Annotated in this window: 15 protein-coding genes; all 15 read left to right on the top strand. The window is 62.3% G+C overall.

Features of this window, described 5'->3' with window-relative positions:
* The first annotated feature begins 1 nt into the window (after position 1).
* Positions 2-517, top strand: coding sequence for a phage tail protein (locus tag DVJ77_RS08705; protein ID WP_114845084.1), 516 nt, complete (start codon positions 2-4; stop codon positions 515-517).
* A gap of 102 nt (positions 518-619) precedes the next feature.
* Positions 620-1,330 (top strand): hypothetical protein, encoded by a 711-nt coding sequence (locus DVJ77_RS08700; RefSeq protein WP_114845083.1) that lies wholly within the window; start codon positions 620-622, stop codon positions 1,328-1,330.
* A 42-nt stretch (positions 1,331-1,372) separates the two neighbouring features.
* Entirely contained in the window at positions 1,373-2,179 is an 807-nt protein-coding gene (locus tag DVJ77_RS08695) for a hypothetical protein (RefSeq protein WP_162791419.1), read from the top strand.
* A gap of 6 nt (positions 2,180-2,185) precedes the next feature.
* Positions 2,186-3,469 (top strand): Pvc16 family protein, encoded by a 1,284-nt coding sequence (locus DVJ77_RS08690; RefSeq protein ID WP_114845081.1) that lies wholly within the window; start codon positions 2,186-2,188, stop codon positions 3,467-3,469.
* On the top strand, positions 3,466-5,433 hold the full coding sequence (locus DVJ77_RS08685; RefSeq protein ID WP_114845080.1) for an ATP-binding protein: 1,968 nt from the start codon (positions 3,466-3,468) through the stop codon (positions 5,431-5,433). Before DVJ77_RS08690 ends, DVJ77_RS08685 begins: the two co-directional genes overlap by 4 nt.
* Positions 5,430-5,750, top strand: a complete 321-nt coding sequence (locus DVJ77_RS08680) for a hypothetical protein (protein ID WP_114845079.1) — start codon at positions 5,430-5,432, stop codon at positions 5,748-5,750. The genes DVJ77_RS08685 and DVJ77_RS08680 overlap by 4 nt, the downstream gene beginning before the upstream one ends.
* Positions 5,747-6,400 carry a hypothetical protein gene (locus DVJ77_RS08675; RefSeq protein WP_114845078.1) on the top strand — a complete coding sequence of 218 codons (654 nt, stop codon included), beginning with the start codon at positions 5,747-5,749 and terminating at the stop codon, positions 6,398-6,400. Before DVJ77_RS08680 ends, DVJ77_RS08675 begins: the two co-directional genes overlap by 4 nt.
* Complete coding sequence (locus DVJ77_RS08670; RefSeq protein ID WP_225427903.1) at positions 6,400-6,783, top strand: LysM domain-containing protein; 384 nt, start codon at positions 6,400-6,402, stop codon at positions 6,781-6,783. The genes DVJ77_RS08675 and DVJ77_RS08670 overlap by 1 nt, the downstream gene beginning before the upstream one ends.
* Positions 6,776-7,906, top strand: a complete 1,131-nt coding sequence (locus tag DVJ77_RS08665) for an Ig-like domain-containing protein (protein WP_114845077.1) — start codon at positions 6,776-6,778, stop codon at positions 7,904-7,906. The genes DVJ77_RS08670 and DVJ77_RS08665 overlap by 8 nt, the downstream gene beginning before the upstream one ends.
* 1 nt (position 7,907) lies before the next feature.
* Positions 7,908-8,456 (top strand): phage baseplate assembly protein V, encoded by a 549-nt coding sequence (locus DVJ77_RS08660; RefSeq protein ID WP_225427902.1) that lies wholly within the window; start codon positions 7,908-7,910, stop codon positions 8,454-8,456.
* Between the two features lie 55 nt (positions 8,457-8,511).
* Positions 8,512-8,835: a hypothetical protein gene (locus tag DVJ77_RS08655; RefSeq protein WP_114845076.1), complete on the top strand. Its 324-nt coding sequence runs from the start codon at positions 8,512-8,514 to the stop codon at positions 8,833-8,835.
* Positions 8,836-8,839: 4 nt separating this feature from the next.
* A complete protein-coding gene (locus DVJ77_RS08650; RefSeq protein WP_114845075.1) occupies positions 8,840-9,211 on the top strand; it encodes a GPW/gp25 family protein in 372 nt (123 codons plus the stop codon).
* A complete protein-coding gene (locus tag DVJ77_RS08645) occupies positions 9,208-11,763 on the top strand; it encodes a putative baseplate assembly protein (protein ID WP_114845074.1) in 2,556 nt (851 codons plus the stop codon). Before DVJ77_RS08650 ends, DVJ77_RS08645 begins: the two co-directional genes overlap by 4 nt.
* A complete protein-coding gene (locus DVJ77_RS08640) occupies positions 11,760-14,507 on the top strand; it encodes a putative baseplate assembly protein (RefSeq protein ID WP_114845073.1) in 2,748 nt (915 codons plus the stop codon). The genes DVJ77_RS08645 and DVJ77_RS08640 overlap by 4 nt, the downstream gene beginning before the upstream one ends.
* Complete coding sequence (locus tag DVJ77_RS08635; protein ID WP_114845072.1) at positions 14,507-16,720, top strand: hypothetical protein; 2,214 nt, start codon at positions 14,507-14,509, stop codon at positions 16,718-16,720. The genes DVJ77_RS08640 and DVJ77_RS08635 overlap by 1 nt, the downstream gene beginning before the upstream one ends.
* Positions 16,721-16,723: the final 3 nt, after the last annotated feature.

The raw sequence follows: 16,723 nt of genomic DNA, 5'->3' as shown, positions 1-16,723 counted from the left end.
CATGGCGCAGTTCACGCAAAACGCTCAACGTTTCGATCCGTACAAGAATTTCAAGTTCCGTGTGAAGTGGGACGGCAAATACGTGGCGGGCATGAGCAAGGTCGGCGGGCTCAAGCGCACCACCGAAGTAGTCAAGCATCGCGAAGGCGGCGATCCGAGTACCAGCCGCAAATCACCCGGTCGCAGCGAGTTCGACGCGATCACGATGGAGCGCGGCGTCACCCACGACACCGCGTTCGAAGCGTGGGCGCACAAAGTGTGGAACTTCGGTGCCGGACTCGGCGCCGAAACCTCGCTGAAGGACTTCCGCAAGGATCTGATCCTGGAGTTTTACAACGAGGCCGGCCAGCTCGCGCTGTCGTACAAGATCTATCGCTGCTGGGTGTCCGAGTACCAGGCCTTGCCCGATCTCGATGCCAATGCCAATGCCGTCGCGATCCAACATTTAAAGCTGGAGAACGAGGGCTGGGAACGCGACGTTTCCGTGCCTGAACCGAGCGAACCAAGCTTTACCTAACTGCAAAAACAAACCCCTCGCTGCATGAGGAGGAGTACCTCACCGAGCCGTTGCACGCTCGCCCCGTTCATTGACCTTATTCATTAGTGGGAATACGTAACCGTGAATGCGGCCGACCTGCTTGCGATCTGGGAACGAGGAAGGCTGTTGCCGCCCTTGCGTCGTGCACGGCTGCTTTGCGCGCTTGATTCAACCGATGCCCCAGCCGACGCCCCACCCGACAGGCTGCCTATCGGTGCGACCAACGCGCGCCTGCTGAACTTGCGCCGCAGCTTGTTCGGCCCCGACATCGCGGGCATTGCCGACTGCCCCGCATGTGACACCCGCCTGGAAATCGCCATGCAAGTCGAGGATTTTCTCGCCGCATGGAACAGCGAAGAAACACTGCGACGCGCACATAGCATCGAGATCGAAGGGCACCCACTGCATTTTCGCCTGCCGACCCTGGAAGACCTGGAGGCGATGGATGCCAACCTCGATGCGCAGCAGGCACAAGAACAACTGCTGCTGCTGTGCCTAAGCGAACCCGATCGCACGCCAACACCTCGCGCGGTCGAACCCTTGCTGGCCGAAATGGCGCGCGTCGATCCACTGGCCGACCCTCAGCTCGCGCTGTCATGCCATGCCTGCGGTCATGGTTTTACCTTGGCTTTCGACATCGCGGCTTTCTTATGGCTGGAAATCGAAGCATGGGGTGCACGCCTGTTGACTGACGTGCATACCATCGCCCGCGCCTACGGCTGGTCAGAGACCGACATTCTTGCGTTGCCACCGACCCGGAGGCAGGCCTACCTCGACCTGATCTGTGCATGAGTACCCATTTCATGAAGCAGACCTCCATGAAGCATGACCTCCATGAATAATTATCTGGGACAACTTATTGCACGAAGCCGTGGCGATCTGCCGCTGCTGCAGCCGCGTCTGCCCGGACGTTTCGAGCCGGTCAACGGCCACGACCAACCGGATAGTGGGCCGCATAGCGAGCCGGCCGCACCCGTAACAGCGTTGTCTGCGCCTGCGCCCACACCCACGCCAGCGCGTGCAAGCGTATCGACAGCGAATGCAACGGTATCGCCGCCAGTGAGCGAAACCCTGCGCCGATTCATGCCAGATCGACACAGCACCGACATCGTCACGCCGCCGAGCGCCAAAGACACCCACAGCACCGGCACGCCTGCCACAAGCACGCCGCAGGCAAGCGAACCGCCTCGGCCCATAACCGGGCAACGCAGCGTGGCTGCACAGGTATCGCCGGCAGCCACGACCATCGTGCAGGCACCATCGCCACGCGGCGCTTCGCGTATCCACGTCGATCATCTCGATGGCGAGCAAGTTCGCCCGATGCGACATCGCCTCGATCAAACACCGCCCGCTATCGTGGATACAGCCAGCGAAGAGACGCCATCGCCCCCTTCTGCGCATCGGGCCACATCGATGCTGGTTTCGCCGCAGGTGCATACGCCACCAGCCAGGACCAGCGCGGATCACGCGTCATCGAGAATCCCCGCCGTGAACGAGCATCACGAGACCGTAGTGCACGTCACCATCGGGCGTGTCGATGTCCGGGCTATCGCCGCACCGGCGCCAAAGCCCAGCGTGCGGCAAGAGTCGCCGCGCCGCTCTTCGCTCGATGACTACCTAAGCGGCACACCCCGGCGATGAGCAGCCATGAGCACTGATCTGGCCATCGCCGGCGTCACCGCCACCCTGCGCTATCTGCTGCAGCAGGGCATCGTCGACCACGTGAAACTGGGCGCGCAAGGCCCGGTTACGGTTACCGCCAAAGCGCCGGACCTGATCCATACCGATAAAGCCGAGCTACCGGATCAGCTCAATATTTTCATGTATCACCTCAGCCCCAATCCCGGCTGGCGCAATGCCAACCTGCCCAGCCGCGACAACGCCGGCCAACGCATCAATAACGCGATGCTGGCGCTGGATCTGTATTACCTGGTCACCGCCTACAGCCAACAAGAGCTGTACGCCGACGTGCTGCTCGGCTATGCCATGCAGTATCTGCATGAGGTGCCCATTCTCACCCAGCAGTCGATCAAGAACGCGCTGTCGCCGCCACCGGCCGAAGTCAGTTTCATCAACCCGGACGATCTGCTGCAACAGATCGAACAGGTCAAGATCGTGCCCTACGTGATGGACACCGAAGAGATGTCCAAACTGTGGATGGCCTTCCAAACTACTTACCGGCCGTCGGCGGTTTATCACATATCGGTCGTGCTGATCGAGAACCCGCAGCCGGCACAGGCTGCCCTGCCGGTATTGACCATCGGCAAGGTCGATCCGATCTGGAAGCAGCCAGTGGGCGTTACCGTCAATGCCGACATGTTGCCGCCTTTGCCCACGCTGACGGCGGCCACGCCACCGGCCAAGCAATCGGCGGTACGTTTGAACGAAGTGCTTACGCTGTCGGGCTATCACTTGGCCGATGGCCCGGCCACGGTGTCGTTCACCAATGCCATCACCGCCGAGCAAGTGTCGCTGGCTGCCGCCACGGCGACCCCGACCAGCCTTACGGTGCAACTGCCGACACCGATGGCCGCACCGGATGCTTTGCGTGCCGGCATTTACAACGTAGAGGCCATCGTCGGCACCGGCCTGGACCAGCGCCTGACCAACCTGGTGCCGCTGGCGCTGGCGCCGCTGATTCAAACCATGGTTTCGGCCGGGCCGGTTACCGCAAAGGTATTGACGCTCACTTGCGCGCCCAAAGTCTGGCAAGGACAGCGCGTAAGCGCCTTGATCGGCAGCCAGGAGGTGTTTCCCGCCGCATGGGCCGGACCATCGACGAATACCTTGAAGTTCACCTTCGATGCCACGCCCTTCGTGGCCGGCGCCAAGCCATGGATTCGGCTGCGCGTCGATGGCGTGGATAGCATCCTGGTCAATAACGCGGTCGACCCGCCGCAGTTCGATCCCACCCAGTTGGTGCCGCCATGACCGCGCTGCCACGCTCGGAACATTGGCTCACCGAGAACCAGCAAGCCTTGACCCAAGCACTCGCTGCGTTGCGTGCCTACGTGCGTGGCGAGGCCGATGCCGCACCGGTGGCCCCGCTTTCGATACCCAGCCTGGCGCGTATCGCGCGACTTTTTGGCCTGTCGCATTTTGAAGCCAGTGTACTGTTGCTTTGCGCGGCACAGGAATTGGACGGCACGCTGCGGCAAGCCTATGCCGCGCGGCAGGGCACCGATGCGCCGCCATGGGCTACCTTCGGGCTGGCACTGTCGCTATTCCCGGATGGGCATTGGTCCGCGCTCGGCGCAAGCGCGCCGCTGCGCTACTGGTGCTTGATCGAGCTCGATAGTACGGAAGGTGTCGTGACGGGCCGCCTGCGCATCAGCGAGACGGTGCTGCATCATCTGCTGGGCATCGTTGAACTGGACGAACGGCTGGCGCCGCTGATGCGGCCATCGCCCGCGCCGGAGATCCTGGCGCCCAGCCATGGCGAGGCCCTGTTGCGGCTCGGCCAGCGCTGGCCCGGCCCGCGCGAAAACGATGGCGCGCTGCCCGCACTGGAACTTACCGGCATCGATCCGCAAGAGCTGCAAGCGGCCGCCGCATGCGTCTGTACCAACGCCGGCCTGCATCTGGTTTCGATCGCCGCAACGGATCTATCGAGCCAACCCGAACTGCTGGACATCCAACTGCGTCGCTTGCAGCGCGATCTCACCCTGATCGATGCCTGCCTGCTACTCGACGCCAGCGAGACTCAAGACAAACCGACCCAGGACCGCGCGATTAATGTAGTCGAACGCATTGACCGCGGGCCCATCGTGATCGCGCGAACACCCTTGCGCGGCTGGCTGCGACGCCGCCCCTACAGTTACTCGCTGAAAGTACCCGAAGGCCATGATCGCAAGCGCCTGTGGGTGGAAGCATTGAGCGGCATCGAGTTGCCCGATGGCGCGCTGGAACGCGCGATGGGGCAGTTCCATCTTTCGGCCAGCGCGTTGCGTTCCGTCGCACAAAAGCTGCGCGCGGATATGAACGACATCGATACAGCCGCACCCGATGCAGTCGAGTCCGGCTCGACCCGCCACGACCTTGGCGAACGGCTATGGCTGCATTGCCGCGGCGAAGGCGCGGCCGCGCTTGCCGGTTTAGCCGAATCGGTTCCGGTACGGGCGCGCTGGGATGACCTGGTCTTGCCCGAAGTACAGATCGCCTTGCTGCGCAGCTTGATCGCGCACCTGCGTAGCCGCACGCAAGTCTTCGACGACTGGGGCTTCGCCGCGCATAGCGCACGCGGCCTGGGTACGGCGGCACTGTTTTGCGGCGCCAGCGGCACCGGCAAGACGATGGCCGCGGAGATCGTCGCCGGCGCCTTGCAATTGGACTTGTGGCGCATCGATCTGTCCCAGGTGGTCAGCAAATGGATCGGCGAAACCGAGAAAAACCTCGCGCAGATTTTCGATGCCGCCGATGCCGGCGGTGCGGTGCTGTTGTTCGACGAGGCCGATGCGTTGTTTGGCAAGCGCAGCGAGGTCAAAGACAGCCACGACCGCTACGCCAATCTGGAAATCAGTTTTCTGCTGCAGCGAATGGAAAACTATCGCGGCCTGGCCGTGCTGACGACGAATAACGAAAGCGCGCTGGATCAAGCCTTTCTGCGCCGCCTGCGGGTGATCGTGCCCTTCCCCTTTCCCGATGCGCAAATGCGCGAACGTATCTGGCAGCGGATATTTCCCGCGCAAACCCCACTGGAAGGCGTACGCACCGACAAGCTGGCGCGGCTGCAATTTTCCGGCGGCACCATTCGCAACGTCGCACTTACCGCGGCCTTTCTCGCGGCCGGCGCCGGTACGCCGATCACCATGCCGCATCTGCGCACCGCGGCCGAGATCGAGTCGACCAAGATCAAGCGGCCTTTCAGCCGCACCGAAACGGTGGATTGGCTATGAGCACGACCACGCTATACGTGCATATCGATGAGCTGGTACTGCATGGCTTCGATGCAGGCCATCGCCACGGCATCGGCGACGCGGTGCAAGCCGAACTGCAGCGTAGATTCGCAGAGCAATCGGCCATGTTCACGCAGAACACGCCGCTCAAAGCCGCCAGCTTCGATCGCATCGACACCGCGCCGGTCACCCTGTCCAAACATGCGCAGCGCGACGGCCGCGCCATCGGTGCCGCCGTGCACCAAAGCCTGTCGTCATGCATCACCGCGCCCACCGTCGCGACACCGGCGGCATCGCCCCATGGAGCGCGCGCATGAGCTTCTCGGGCTCACCCAGGCTCATCAAAGGCGGCATCGTGCTGCTCGACGCCAACAGCGGCGCGATGCTCCGGGTGATCGCCTTGCAGTACAACCCCGACAGCATCACCCGCACGCTGCAGGCGCAATCGGTAGCCTCCGATGGGCACAACCGCTCCGAGCCACTGCGCCTGAAAGGGCCGCCGGTAGAGACCTTCAAGCTCGACGCCGAGCTGGATGCCACCGATCAACTGGAGTTTCCGCAGAAGAACCAGGGCGCCGTAAAAGCGGGCCTGCTATCGCAACTGGCCGTGCTGGAAACCATCATCTATCCGTCCAGCCAGACCATCCTGGCCAATCACGCGCTGGCGCAGCAGGGCACCTTGGAGATTGTGCCGATGGAAGCGGCGTTGACGCTCTTTGTATGGAACAGCAGCCGCATCGTGCCGGTGCGGATAACCGAGTTCAGCATCACCGAAGAAGCTTTCGACCCTTCGCTGCATCCGATTCGCGCCAAGGTGTCCTTGGGCATGCGCGTGCTTTCTGTCGATGACTTTCCTTTCGATCATCGCGGCAGCGGCCTGTACATGGTTTATCAGCAGCAAAAAGAAAACCTCGCCCGCAGCGGGCAGTCGGCGGCGTTGTCCGCGCTCGGCTTAGGGAGCTTGTGATGAACACCATCCCAGACAACGGTTCCAGTAGCTTGATGGCGATGCTGGCCCCGCTGGGCCTGGCCTCGCAGGCCTATGCACCCAACAGCCGCTACTACGGCGTGCCTACACAAAGAGCGACCACCGCGGACGGCCGCACAGTTACCTGTCTGGTGCGTCGCGTGGTGCCGCAGCCGGCCGTGTTTGCCACCATGCAAATCATCACGCTGCGCGATGGCGATCGTCTGGATCGACTCGCCGGACAGTACCTGGGCGACCCCTTGCTGTTCTGGCGACTGTGCGACGCCAATGGCGTGGTGCGCCCCGACGAATTGACCGAAACGGCGGGCGCAAGCTTGCGCATCACCTTGCCGGCCGGCATCCCCGGAGCCCCCCATGCTTAAGGGCGTGCATCTGACCTTGATGATCGGGCCGGGCATACCGATTGCGGTACCCGAGAGTGTGCTCGATGCGCTGGTGAGCATCGAGGTGGTGGTCAACTCGGGCAACGAGCCCAGCGGCTTCGAACTGGTGTTTACCCTGAGCAACAACTCACCGTTGCAGACCTTGTTCCTGCTTGCCGGTGGCGGCGCGATTCCATTTACCCGCGTGGTTATCGTCGTCACCGTGTCGGGCAACTCCGAGGTCATCATGGACGGCGTGATGACCGATCACCAGTTCAGCCCAGGCACAGCCGACGGCCAGAGCACGCTTACCGTCAAAGGCACCGACCTGACGGGCATCATGGACATCATCGACTTCTCCGGCATCCCCTATCCGGCGATGCCGCGCGAAGCGCGCGTGGCCCTGGTAGTCGCCAAGTACGCGGTGCTTGGACTGATACCGTTGGTGATCCCCAGCATCCTGTTCGACGTACCGCTGCCGATCCAGACTATTCCGCGCCAGCAAGGCAAAGACCTCGCCTATGTGCGGCAGTTGGCCGACGAAGTGGGTTACATCTTTTGCATCGAATTCGGCCCGAAACCCGGCGTCAGTTTCGCCTACTGGGGGCCGGAGATCCGCGTCGGCCAACCGCAGCCGGCGCTCAATCTCAATATGGACGCCGAAACCAATATCGAGCAGATCAATTTCCGCTTCGACAAAAATGCCAAAGTGATGCCGATCGTGGTGGTGCAAGAGCCTTTCAGCAAAATCCCGATCCCGATCCCGATCCCCGATATCACGCCGCTGAATCCACCGCTGGGTTTGATCCCGCCGATACCGCCAAAGATCGAACTGCTCAAGGGCAATGCCAAGTATTCGATCTTGCAAGGCATCGTGATCGGCCTGACCAAGGCGGCCCAAACGTCCGACTGTGTTTTCGGCGAAGGCACGCTCGATGTACTGCGTTACGGGCAACCGCTGAAAGCGCGGCGGCTGGTCGGCGTGCGCGGTGTCGGCGCGGCCTTCGATGGTTTGCATTACGTCAAAAAGGTGACCCACAAAATCAAGCGCGGCGAATACAAGCAAAGCTTTTCGCTCGCGCGTAACGGGCTGATTTCAACCTTCCCCAACATTCCGGTGTGACATGACCGATACCCAAGCTTCTGGTGGAATGACCGCATTGGGCTCGGGCCGTTATTACGGCAAGTACCGCGGCACCGTTCTCAACAATATCGACCCTATGCAAATCGGCCGCATCATGGCGCTGGTGCCGGATGTGTCGAGCTTTCTACCCAGCAGTTGGGCGATGCCGTGCATGCCCTGGGGCGGTATTCAAACCGGTGTGTTTTGCGTGCCGATCATCGGTGCGGGCGTGTGGATCGAATTCGAGCAAGGCGACCCGGACTATCCGATCTGGAGCGGCTGCTATTGGGGTAGCGCGGCCGAAGTGCCTGCCGCCGCCCTGCTGTCACCGCCACCGGTTCCGGCGATCACGATGCAGACGCCTTTGCAGAACAGCCTTTCGATTTCCGACCTACCCGGCCCCACCGGCGGAATCATGATTAAAAGCATGACCGGGGCAACGATTACGGTGAACGAGACCGGCATCATCATCCAGAACGGGCAAGGCGCTTCGATCTCGATGGTGGGGCCGTCGGTAACGATCAATGCAGGGGCGTTAGTGGTGATCTAGTGAGCAAGTGCGGCAACGCACATCAACCGCAAGCCGTGTGAGCAGGAGCAAACGCATGCCCGGATTCTTACTACATCAAGGTGCCGTAGTGACATGCGCGCATGGCGGCACGGCGCAGCCGACCATGCCCAATCCGCGCGTACTGGTCGGCGGCATGCCGACGGTGACCATCGCCGCCCCCTATGTCATCGCCGGCTGCGCGTTTCCACCGCCACCGGCGGGGAATGGCCCCTGCGTCACCGCGCAATTCGTCACCTCTGCATTACGTATCACCAGTAACGGCCAACCTCTATTACTGCTCGACAGCCAGGCGCTGTGTGTGCCGACAGCCACACCGCTGCTTATCGCAAGCACGCAAGTTCGAGCCACCGGGATGTAATGCGATGAGCGGCAATATCGCCTTTCCTTACCAGTTCGACACCCGCGGCCGTACGGCGCTGACCGACGACGACACCCATCTGCGCGACATGATCGAGCAGGTGTTGATGACCTGCGCCGGCGAGCGCGTGAATCAGCCCAGCTTCGGCTGCGGGGTGCCGCAAATGGTGTTTGGCCCGGCGTCTGACACCGTGGCCGCCACCGCGCAGTTTCTGATTCAAGGCTCGCTGCAAGGCTGGCTGGCGCAAAACATTCTGGTGCAAAGTCTTAGCGTCACCGATCAAGACAGCAGCCTGGTCATCGATATCGTCTATATCAATCGACTGACGCAAGAGCAGCGTACCGCCAGCTTCACCGCACCGGTGCCGTCGCCATGACCATGTATATGTGCTGCGATCAAAACCGCCGCACATTGGTGCGCGGCGGCCCGTTGAACGGCATCGACTGGCTCGACGTCGTGGATCTGGAAGCGGCCACGCCCGCATTGCGGCAGCGACAATTGCGGCTGGGCTTCGTCAACAGCCCGCCGCCGGCCGGTTTGACGCCAGCCAATTTCGTCATCGGCGGTGGCGAGCGCATCGTCGGCATCAGCGTCGATCAAGTCAGTTATGACGGCACGGTCGTCGTATTGCACCTGACCGCCTACGGTGATTTTTCGCCCTATCTGCTCAGCGTGATCGGCTCCGACGGCAAGCCGCTGAGCGGACTCGATCCGCTGCTGGCGAGTATCACGTTCGGCTTCAAGGTGGAGTGCCCGGCCGATATCGATTGCCAGCAAACCGTATGTTGCGAGCCGGCGGCCGAGCCACTGCCGCCGATCGACTATCTGGCTAAGGACTACACCACCTTCCGCCAGCAGATGCTCGACCGCATGAGTGTCACCGCGCCGAGCTGGACTGAACGCAACGAAGCCGATCCGGGCATCGCCCTGGTCGAAGTGCTGGCCTATGTCGCCGATCACCTGAGTTACCAGCAGGATGCCATCGCCACCGAAGCCTATCTGGGCACGGCGCGGCGGCGCGTGTCGGTGCGCCGCCACGCCAAGCTGGTCGACTACGCCATGCACGACGGCTGCAACGCGCGTGCATGGGTCGTGCTGCAAGTAACCGCGGCCGCCGATGGCAAAACCTTGCCCGGACCGCAGTTCAGCAGTTTTCCGCCACGGTCCGGCAGCTTGCTACTGACCCGGCTATCGAACACCACCGTCATCGATCTGGCTAATCGCCAGGCGGCGCTCTCTGCGGCACCGACTTGCTTTGAAACCATGCACGACCTGGTGCTCTACAGCTCGCTCAACACGATCAACTTCTATACCTGGGGCGACGCGCGCTGCTGCCTGCCGCGCGGCAGCACCAGCGCCACCTTGCTCGCACCGGCCACCGCCATCGATCTGCGCGGCCGCGTATTGATCCTGCAAGAAATGCGCAGCCCCACCACCGGCCTTGCCGCCGATGCCGACGCCTCGCACCGCCAGGCGCTGCGTGTGGTCACGCAAGATCCGTTGCCGGGACAACCGGTAAAAACCGATCCGGTTACCGGCGCCTCGATTGTCGACATTACTTGGGACAATGCCGACGCCCTCACTTTTCCGCTGTGCATTTCCTCGCTATCGGATGCCGCGCACGGCGGTGTTCCGCTGGATAAGTTGAGCATCGCCTGGGGCAATGTGGTACTTGCCGATCACGGCTTGAGCCAGGCGGTGGAAAGCCTCGGCACCATGCCCGAGCCCACCTTGTATGCCGTGAGTGCCTGCGCCGGCGACAACTGCCAGCCTGCCCCGCCCAATGCCATCCCCGCGCGATTCAATCCGTCGTTGGCGCAATGGCCATTGACCCAGCAGGGACATGTCATCGTCGACAGCATGTTTGAAGGTCAGCCGGAGGCGGCTTTGCTTCCGTTCGATCCCGCCGCGCCAGCCAGCGCCGCGATGCAATGGGACATCGCCAACACGCTGCCGGCCATGGCCCTGGCCAGTACGGGGGCCGGCGGCACAGAGCTATGGACCGCGCGTCACGATCTGTTGGAAAGCACCCCGACATCGGCGGATGTCGTGGTGGAAATCGACAGCGACATGTTGGCGCGATTGCGTTTTGGCGACGACGAATACGGTCTGCGTCCTGTCGCTGGCGACACGTTTGCTACGGCATACCGCATCGGCAACGGCGTCGCCGGGCTGGTCGGCGCCAACAGCATCGCGCATGTGGCGACGCCGCTGTCCGGCGCCTTGCCGCCGGGCATTCTATCGGTCACCAACCCGCTGCCCGCGCAGGGCGGCATCGACCCGGAAAGCATCGACAGCGTGCTGCAGGCCGCTCCGGCCGCGTTCCTGGTGCAAGAGCGTGCGGTGACATCGGCCGATTACGCCGCCGTGTCGCTGCGCAACCCGCTGGTATCGGCGGCCTCGGCGGATTTTCGCTGGACCGGTAGCTGGTACACCGTATTCGATACGGTCGACCGGCCCGATGGCCTGCCCGTAGACGCGCCCTTCACCACGGCCATCCGTTCGTATCTGGAGCGCTATCGGGTGATTGGGCATGACTTGCAAGTCAACGCGCCGTCGATGGTGCCGCTGCGCATCGATATGCAGGTGTGTGTACGGGTACCGTGGTTCCGCGCCGATATCGAGATCGAACTGCGGCGCTTGTTCGGCACCGGCACCCGCAGCGATGGCAGCCCGGCCTTCTTCAACCCCGATCTGCACAACTTCGGCGAAACGCTTTACCTCAGCAATCTATACGCGCTGGCGCAAGCGGTACCGGGCGTGGATGCCGTCGAAATCACTCGTTTCGAGCGGCTTTATCAAGCCAGCGACGATGGTTTGAATCAGTGGAAGTTGAAATTCGCGTCGATCGAAATACCGCGTTGCGATAACGACCCGAATTTCCCAGGCCATGGCGTGTTGAACCTGACAGTGCGGGGCGGCCAATGAGCGCGCAGACCAACATCGGCTGCGGCGCCTGCGCCGGGGTCACCGCATCGACACCGAGTGGCATCGACAATCGCCCCGGCCTGCCAACGATCTCTGTGCGCGTAGGCAACTACACTACTTTTTTGCGCAGCATGCTGGCCGGGCTGTCCGATACCAACCGCCCGGCGCTGGCGCCGCTCACCGCGCGCACCAGCGATGATTTTTCCATCGCGGTGCTGGATGCGTTCGCCGTCGTCGCGGACATCCATACGTTTTATCAGCAGCAGTTCGCGCAAGAATCGTATCTGCGCACCGCCACCGAGCGCCGCTCTATTCTGGAACTCGCCCGGCTGATCGGTTACGAGTTAAGCCCCGGCGTAGCGGCGCATACCTCGCTCGCCTTCGGCATGGAAACCACCGCCGGCACACCGACCACATTAAAACTACCCAGCGGCACCTTGGTGCAAAGCACACCAGGGCCTGGGCAACAGGCGCAAGCTTACGAATCCATCGAAGGCATCATCGCGCAGCGGGCCTTCAGCGCACTGACGCCGCGGCTGACGCAAACCGCTATTCCCAAATACGGCGATCTGGATATCTGGCTGCAAGGTACTTCGCTCAACCTCAAGCCGGGCGATCCGCTGGTGCTGATCGGCAGCGAAAAAATTACCCACAACGACGCCGACGACTGGGATTTCCGCCGCATTGCCGCCGTCGAGGTCAATGCCGCGCGAGGTTTTACCCACGTCACCCTGGAAATTGCACTGGCACTGGATACAGCGACAATCCCCTCCGTGCCACCCCAAGTATTCGTGCTGCGGCGGCAAGCGTCGTTGTTTGGTTATAACGCGCAGAAATGGCTCGCCCTGCCGATAGCTCAACGTGTCGGTGAATGGAATCCAAAAACCTATAAAGTCGACGACGGCGTCTATTCCACCCGCCAAAACAGTTGGACCGACGCGCCGCTGGCGGTAGGACAGCCGTATATCTATCTCGATGCGGTGTATCCGCAAATTACCAACGGGGGATGGATCGTACTCGCCGATGCAGGCTACAACATCAAGCCGCCGGCGCAGCTCTATCACGTGACCTCCACCGCCGATACCAACCAGGCCGATTACGGCTTGACTGGTCGGGTCACTCGTGTCGGCATAGCCGGCATAGATATGCAATGGTTCTCGCCGAGCACCGCAGCGGTGTATGCGCAGAGCGAATTCATCGCCCTGGCCGAACGGCCGCTGATGGAGCCGCTGGATACCGGCAGCATTCAACTGAGCTCGCGTATCACTGGCCTTACGGCGGGGCAGTCCATCATCGTGGCTGGCAAACGAGCACGGGTGCTAGTGCCGCCCGGTGTCACGGTGACACTGACGGCGCTGGATTTCTCGGGCGAATGCGATGTCAATTCAGGCGAGCAGCTATGGGTACTAAGTCTTGGCCTCAAGGCGCCCAACGGTAAGCGCATCTATACCCTGCAAACCCTCGATGGCTTCAGCGGCACGGTATTCACCGACGACACCCAATTGCTGTGGACGCCGCCCACTGCGGACGACCCGGTGCTGGCCGATCTCACCACCGTCGCCGACACCCATGACTCTCCCGAGTTGCTGTACACCACAATCGATTTCGCCACCGCCCTCACACACGCCTTCGACCTCAATTCGGTCATCGTCTACGCCAATGTCGCCATGGCTACCGCCGGGAAAACCGTGCAAGAACTGCTCGGCAGCGGCGATGCGTCCGCCTCGTTCCAAAGCTTCACGCTCAAGCAACCGCCACTGACTTATGTCGCGGCGGCTACACCCAGCGGCGTGGCCTCTACGTTGCAGGTGTTTTGCAATGACCTCGCCTGGACCCAGGTCGATACGCTATACGGCCAGGGGCCACGCGCACAGGTGTTCACCACGCGCCACGACGAGAACGGCAATACCACCGTATTGTTTGGCGACGGCGTGACCTATGGTGCGCGGCTGCCGACCGGCTCATTGAATATTCGCGCGGTCTATCGCACCGGCATCGGCAATGCCGGCAATGTCGATGCCGGCCAGATCAATGTCTTGCTTAGCCGTCCGCTCGGCTTGAAGTCGGTAACCAATCCCTTGCCGGCAATCGACGGCGCCGATCCCGAGCCACAGGAGCAGGCGCGTGCCAATGCGCCGCTCAGCGTCTCCACGCTGGGGCGCGCGGTATCCATTAAAGACTATGAAAACTTTGCGCTGGGTTTTGCCGGTATTGCCAAAGCGCTGGCCACCTGGACCTGGGACGGCACCACTCGCGGCGTGGTGTTGACGCTGGCCGGTATCGACGGCGCCCCCGTGCCCGCCAACGGACAGCTCGCCGGTAATCTCGCCAAGGCCCTGGCCGACTTTGGCGATGCGACCGTACCGGTCAACTTGCAAACCTATGCGCCGGTGACCTTCCAGCTCGGCATCAATATTCTTATCAATCCGCTTTGGCCCAGCGATGCGGCCACCCTGACCGCCTTGCAGGCAAGTGTGACCCAAGCCTTGCGCGCGGCCTTTGGTTTTCAGGCGCGGTATTTCGGCCAATGGGTCAGCCTGTCCGAAGTACTTGAGGTGGCGCAGACGGTCGATGGCGTGCAGGCGGTGCAGATTACCCAGCTTTATCGCAGCGATGACCCATACGCTGGACTCAATCAGATACTCGTCGCGGCGGCGGCGCCGTCCGGCGGCCAGGGCGCCGCGCCGGCCGAGTTGCTGACGCTTGACCCCGGCCCACTCGTAACGATGGGAGTGATGAGCTGATGTTCGACATCGACACCGTCTATGCCTTGCTGCCCGCGTGGACGCGGCTGCGCGATGCGCAGCAGGGCAGCCCGCTGAAAGACTTGCTCTCGGTGACCGTCGATCAGATCGCCGTACTCGAAGAGGATCTGGCGCAAAACTACGACAACCTCTTTATCGAAACCTGCGCGCCGTGGGTGGTGCCGTATATCGGCGACCTGGTGCAGTCGACACCGCTGACCGATGCCTCGCGCATCGCGCCGTCAACCACTACGGCCGCCTTGTCGACCGATCTGGTCGGACCATCGTTTGAGCCGGCCATCGGCTTGCGCGCCCGCGCCGATGTGGCCAAGACGATTTTCTATCGGCGCCGCAAAACCACCTTGCCGATGCTTGAAGAGCTTTCGTCCGACGTCACCGGCTGGGCGGCGCATGTGCGTGAATTCTTTCAGACCCTGGCCTGGACGCAGGCGGTACGCAATCACGTCCGGCCCGGCAGTTTTTATGCACCCGACCTGCGCAATATTCCAAACATCGATCGCATCAACGGGCCGTTCGACAATGCACCGCGCTTGGTGGATGTGCGCGTGCCGCGGCAACTCGAAGGCTGGCACAACATTCCCAACGTCGGCATTTTTCTGTGGCGTCTCTTCAGCTCGCCGCTTTATCAGGCCACCGCGCGACCCGAACCGGCCAGCGGCGGCAGCGGCTTCCATGTCAGCCGCCTGGGCCAAGACGCGCCGATGTTTACCCGCTGGCAACCCGGTATCGATGCCACCTTGCCCAGTGCCGAACCGCTGCTGCCGGGGCCGATTCGCCCGGCTGCTTTCTACGACGATCTGTTGCAGTACGCCGCCAGTGCGAGCACCGCGCCCTATACGCAGTACTACGGCCGTTTCGGCTTGGACTTGCCGGCGCCCGGCGCGCCCTCGGGCAGTTTTTTCATCGTTGCCGACGGCGTCGCGGTACTGCCCGCGCAGATTCAAAGCATGAACCTGGCGCAATGGCGGCAGCCGCCGGCGAGCATGGTCGGCGTGGATGTGGCACTGGGCCGTTTGAGTTTTGGTTCGGCCTGGAAGGCAACCGGTTTGTCCGGCCCCAAACAGGTAAGCATCAGCACGTTTTGCGGCTTTCCCGCCGAACTCGGCGGTGGCGGCTATGACCGCCAGAACTGGCTGCTCAAACGCAACTTGCCCGGACTGCAAGTGTTCACCGTAGGCACGGGCGGCACCTACGCCACCATCTCAGCCGCGTTGACTGCGGCGGCAGGCATACAAGAGGTGCTGATTTCGATTCAAGACAGCGCCAGCTACGTCGAGGCGCTCAGCATCAAACCCGTCGATGGCGGCACCTTGACCATCGAAGCGGTCGATCAGCATTGGCCGCACGTGCAAGGCTCGATCACGATTCAAGGCGTGCATCCGACGGCTACCGTCACTTTGTCGGGCCTGCTGGTGGAAGGCGCCGTGCAAGTCACCGATGGCCTGAGCCGGCTACGCCTGATCCATACGACCCTGGTGCCCGGCCTGGCGCTGAATGTCGCACCACCCGTGCCGGTGCTGCCCAGCGTAGTGGTGGACAAGGAAAACACGCCGATCGACGTCGAGCTTATTTTCAGCATCAGTGGGCCGGTGCAGATACCGCCGCTGGAAAACAGCCGCCTGTGGCTGCTCGACAGCATCATCGATGGTGTCAATGGACCGGCAGTAACCGGGCTCAGTGGCTCGCCCAATTGGGGGCCGCCAGCATGGATCGAACGCAGCACGGTGGTCGGCGCCAGCCATTTCCGCCAACTGCTCAGCGCCACCGAAACCTTGTTCGACGGCGTGGTGTCGACACTGCACCGCCAGCAAGGCTGCGTGCGTTTCAGCTTTGTGCCGGACGGCTCGACCACGCCGCGCCGCTATCGCTGCCAACCGGATCTGGAAATTTCCATCGAGAGCGACCAGCCCAACATCAACGGCGCGCTGCCCTCGGCGGCACAATTAAAAGCAATTCACGACAACGTCGTGTCGTGGCTGCTGCCTTCTTTCACCCAACGACAGTACGGACAACCTGCTTATTTGCAACTGCACTTGAATGCGCCGATCCAGATTCTGCAAGGCGCGCAAGACGGCTCGGAAATGGGCGCCTACTGCCACCTCAAACAACCGCAACGGCTGAAGAACCTGCAGCTCAGGCTGCAGGAATACCTGCCGTTCGGTCGTCAGGCGGCCACTTTATTCGTCACCTAGTAC

The sequence above is a fragment of the Dyella tabacisoli genome (genome assembly GCF_003350925.1).
In the GTDB taxonomy this organism is placed as follows: Bacteria; Pseudomonadota; Gammaproteobacteria; order Xanthomonadales; family Rhodanobacteraceae; genus Dyella_C; species Dyella_C tabacisoli.
The sequence above is the reverse complement of the archived record's forward strand: the minus strand, read 5'-3'. Positions and strand labels throughout refer to the sequence as shown.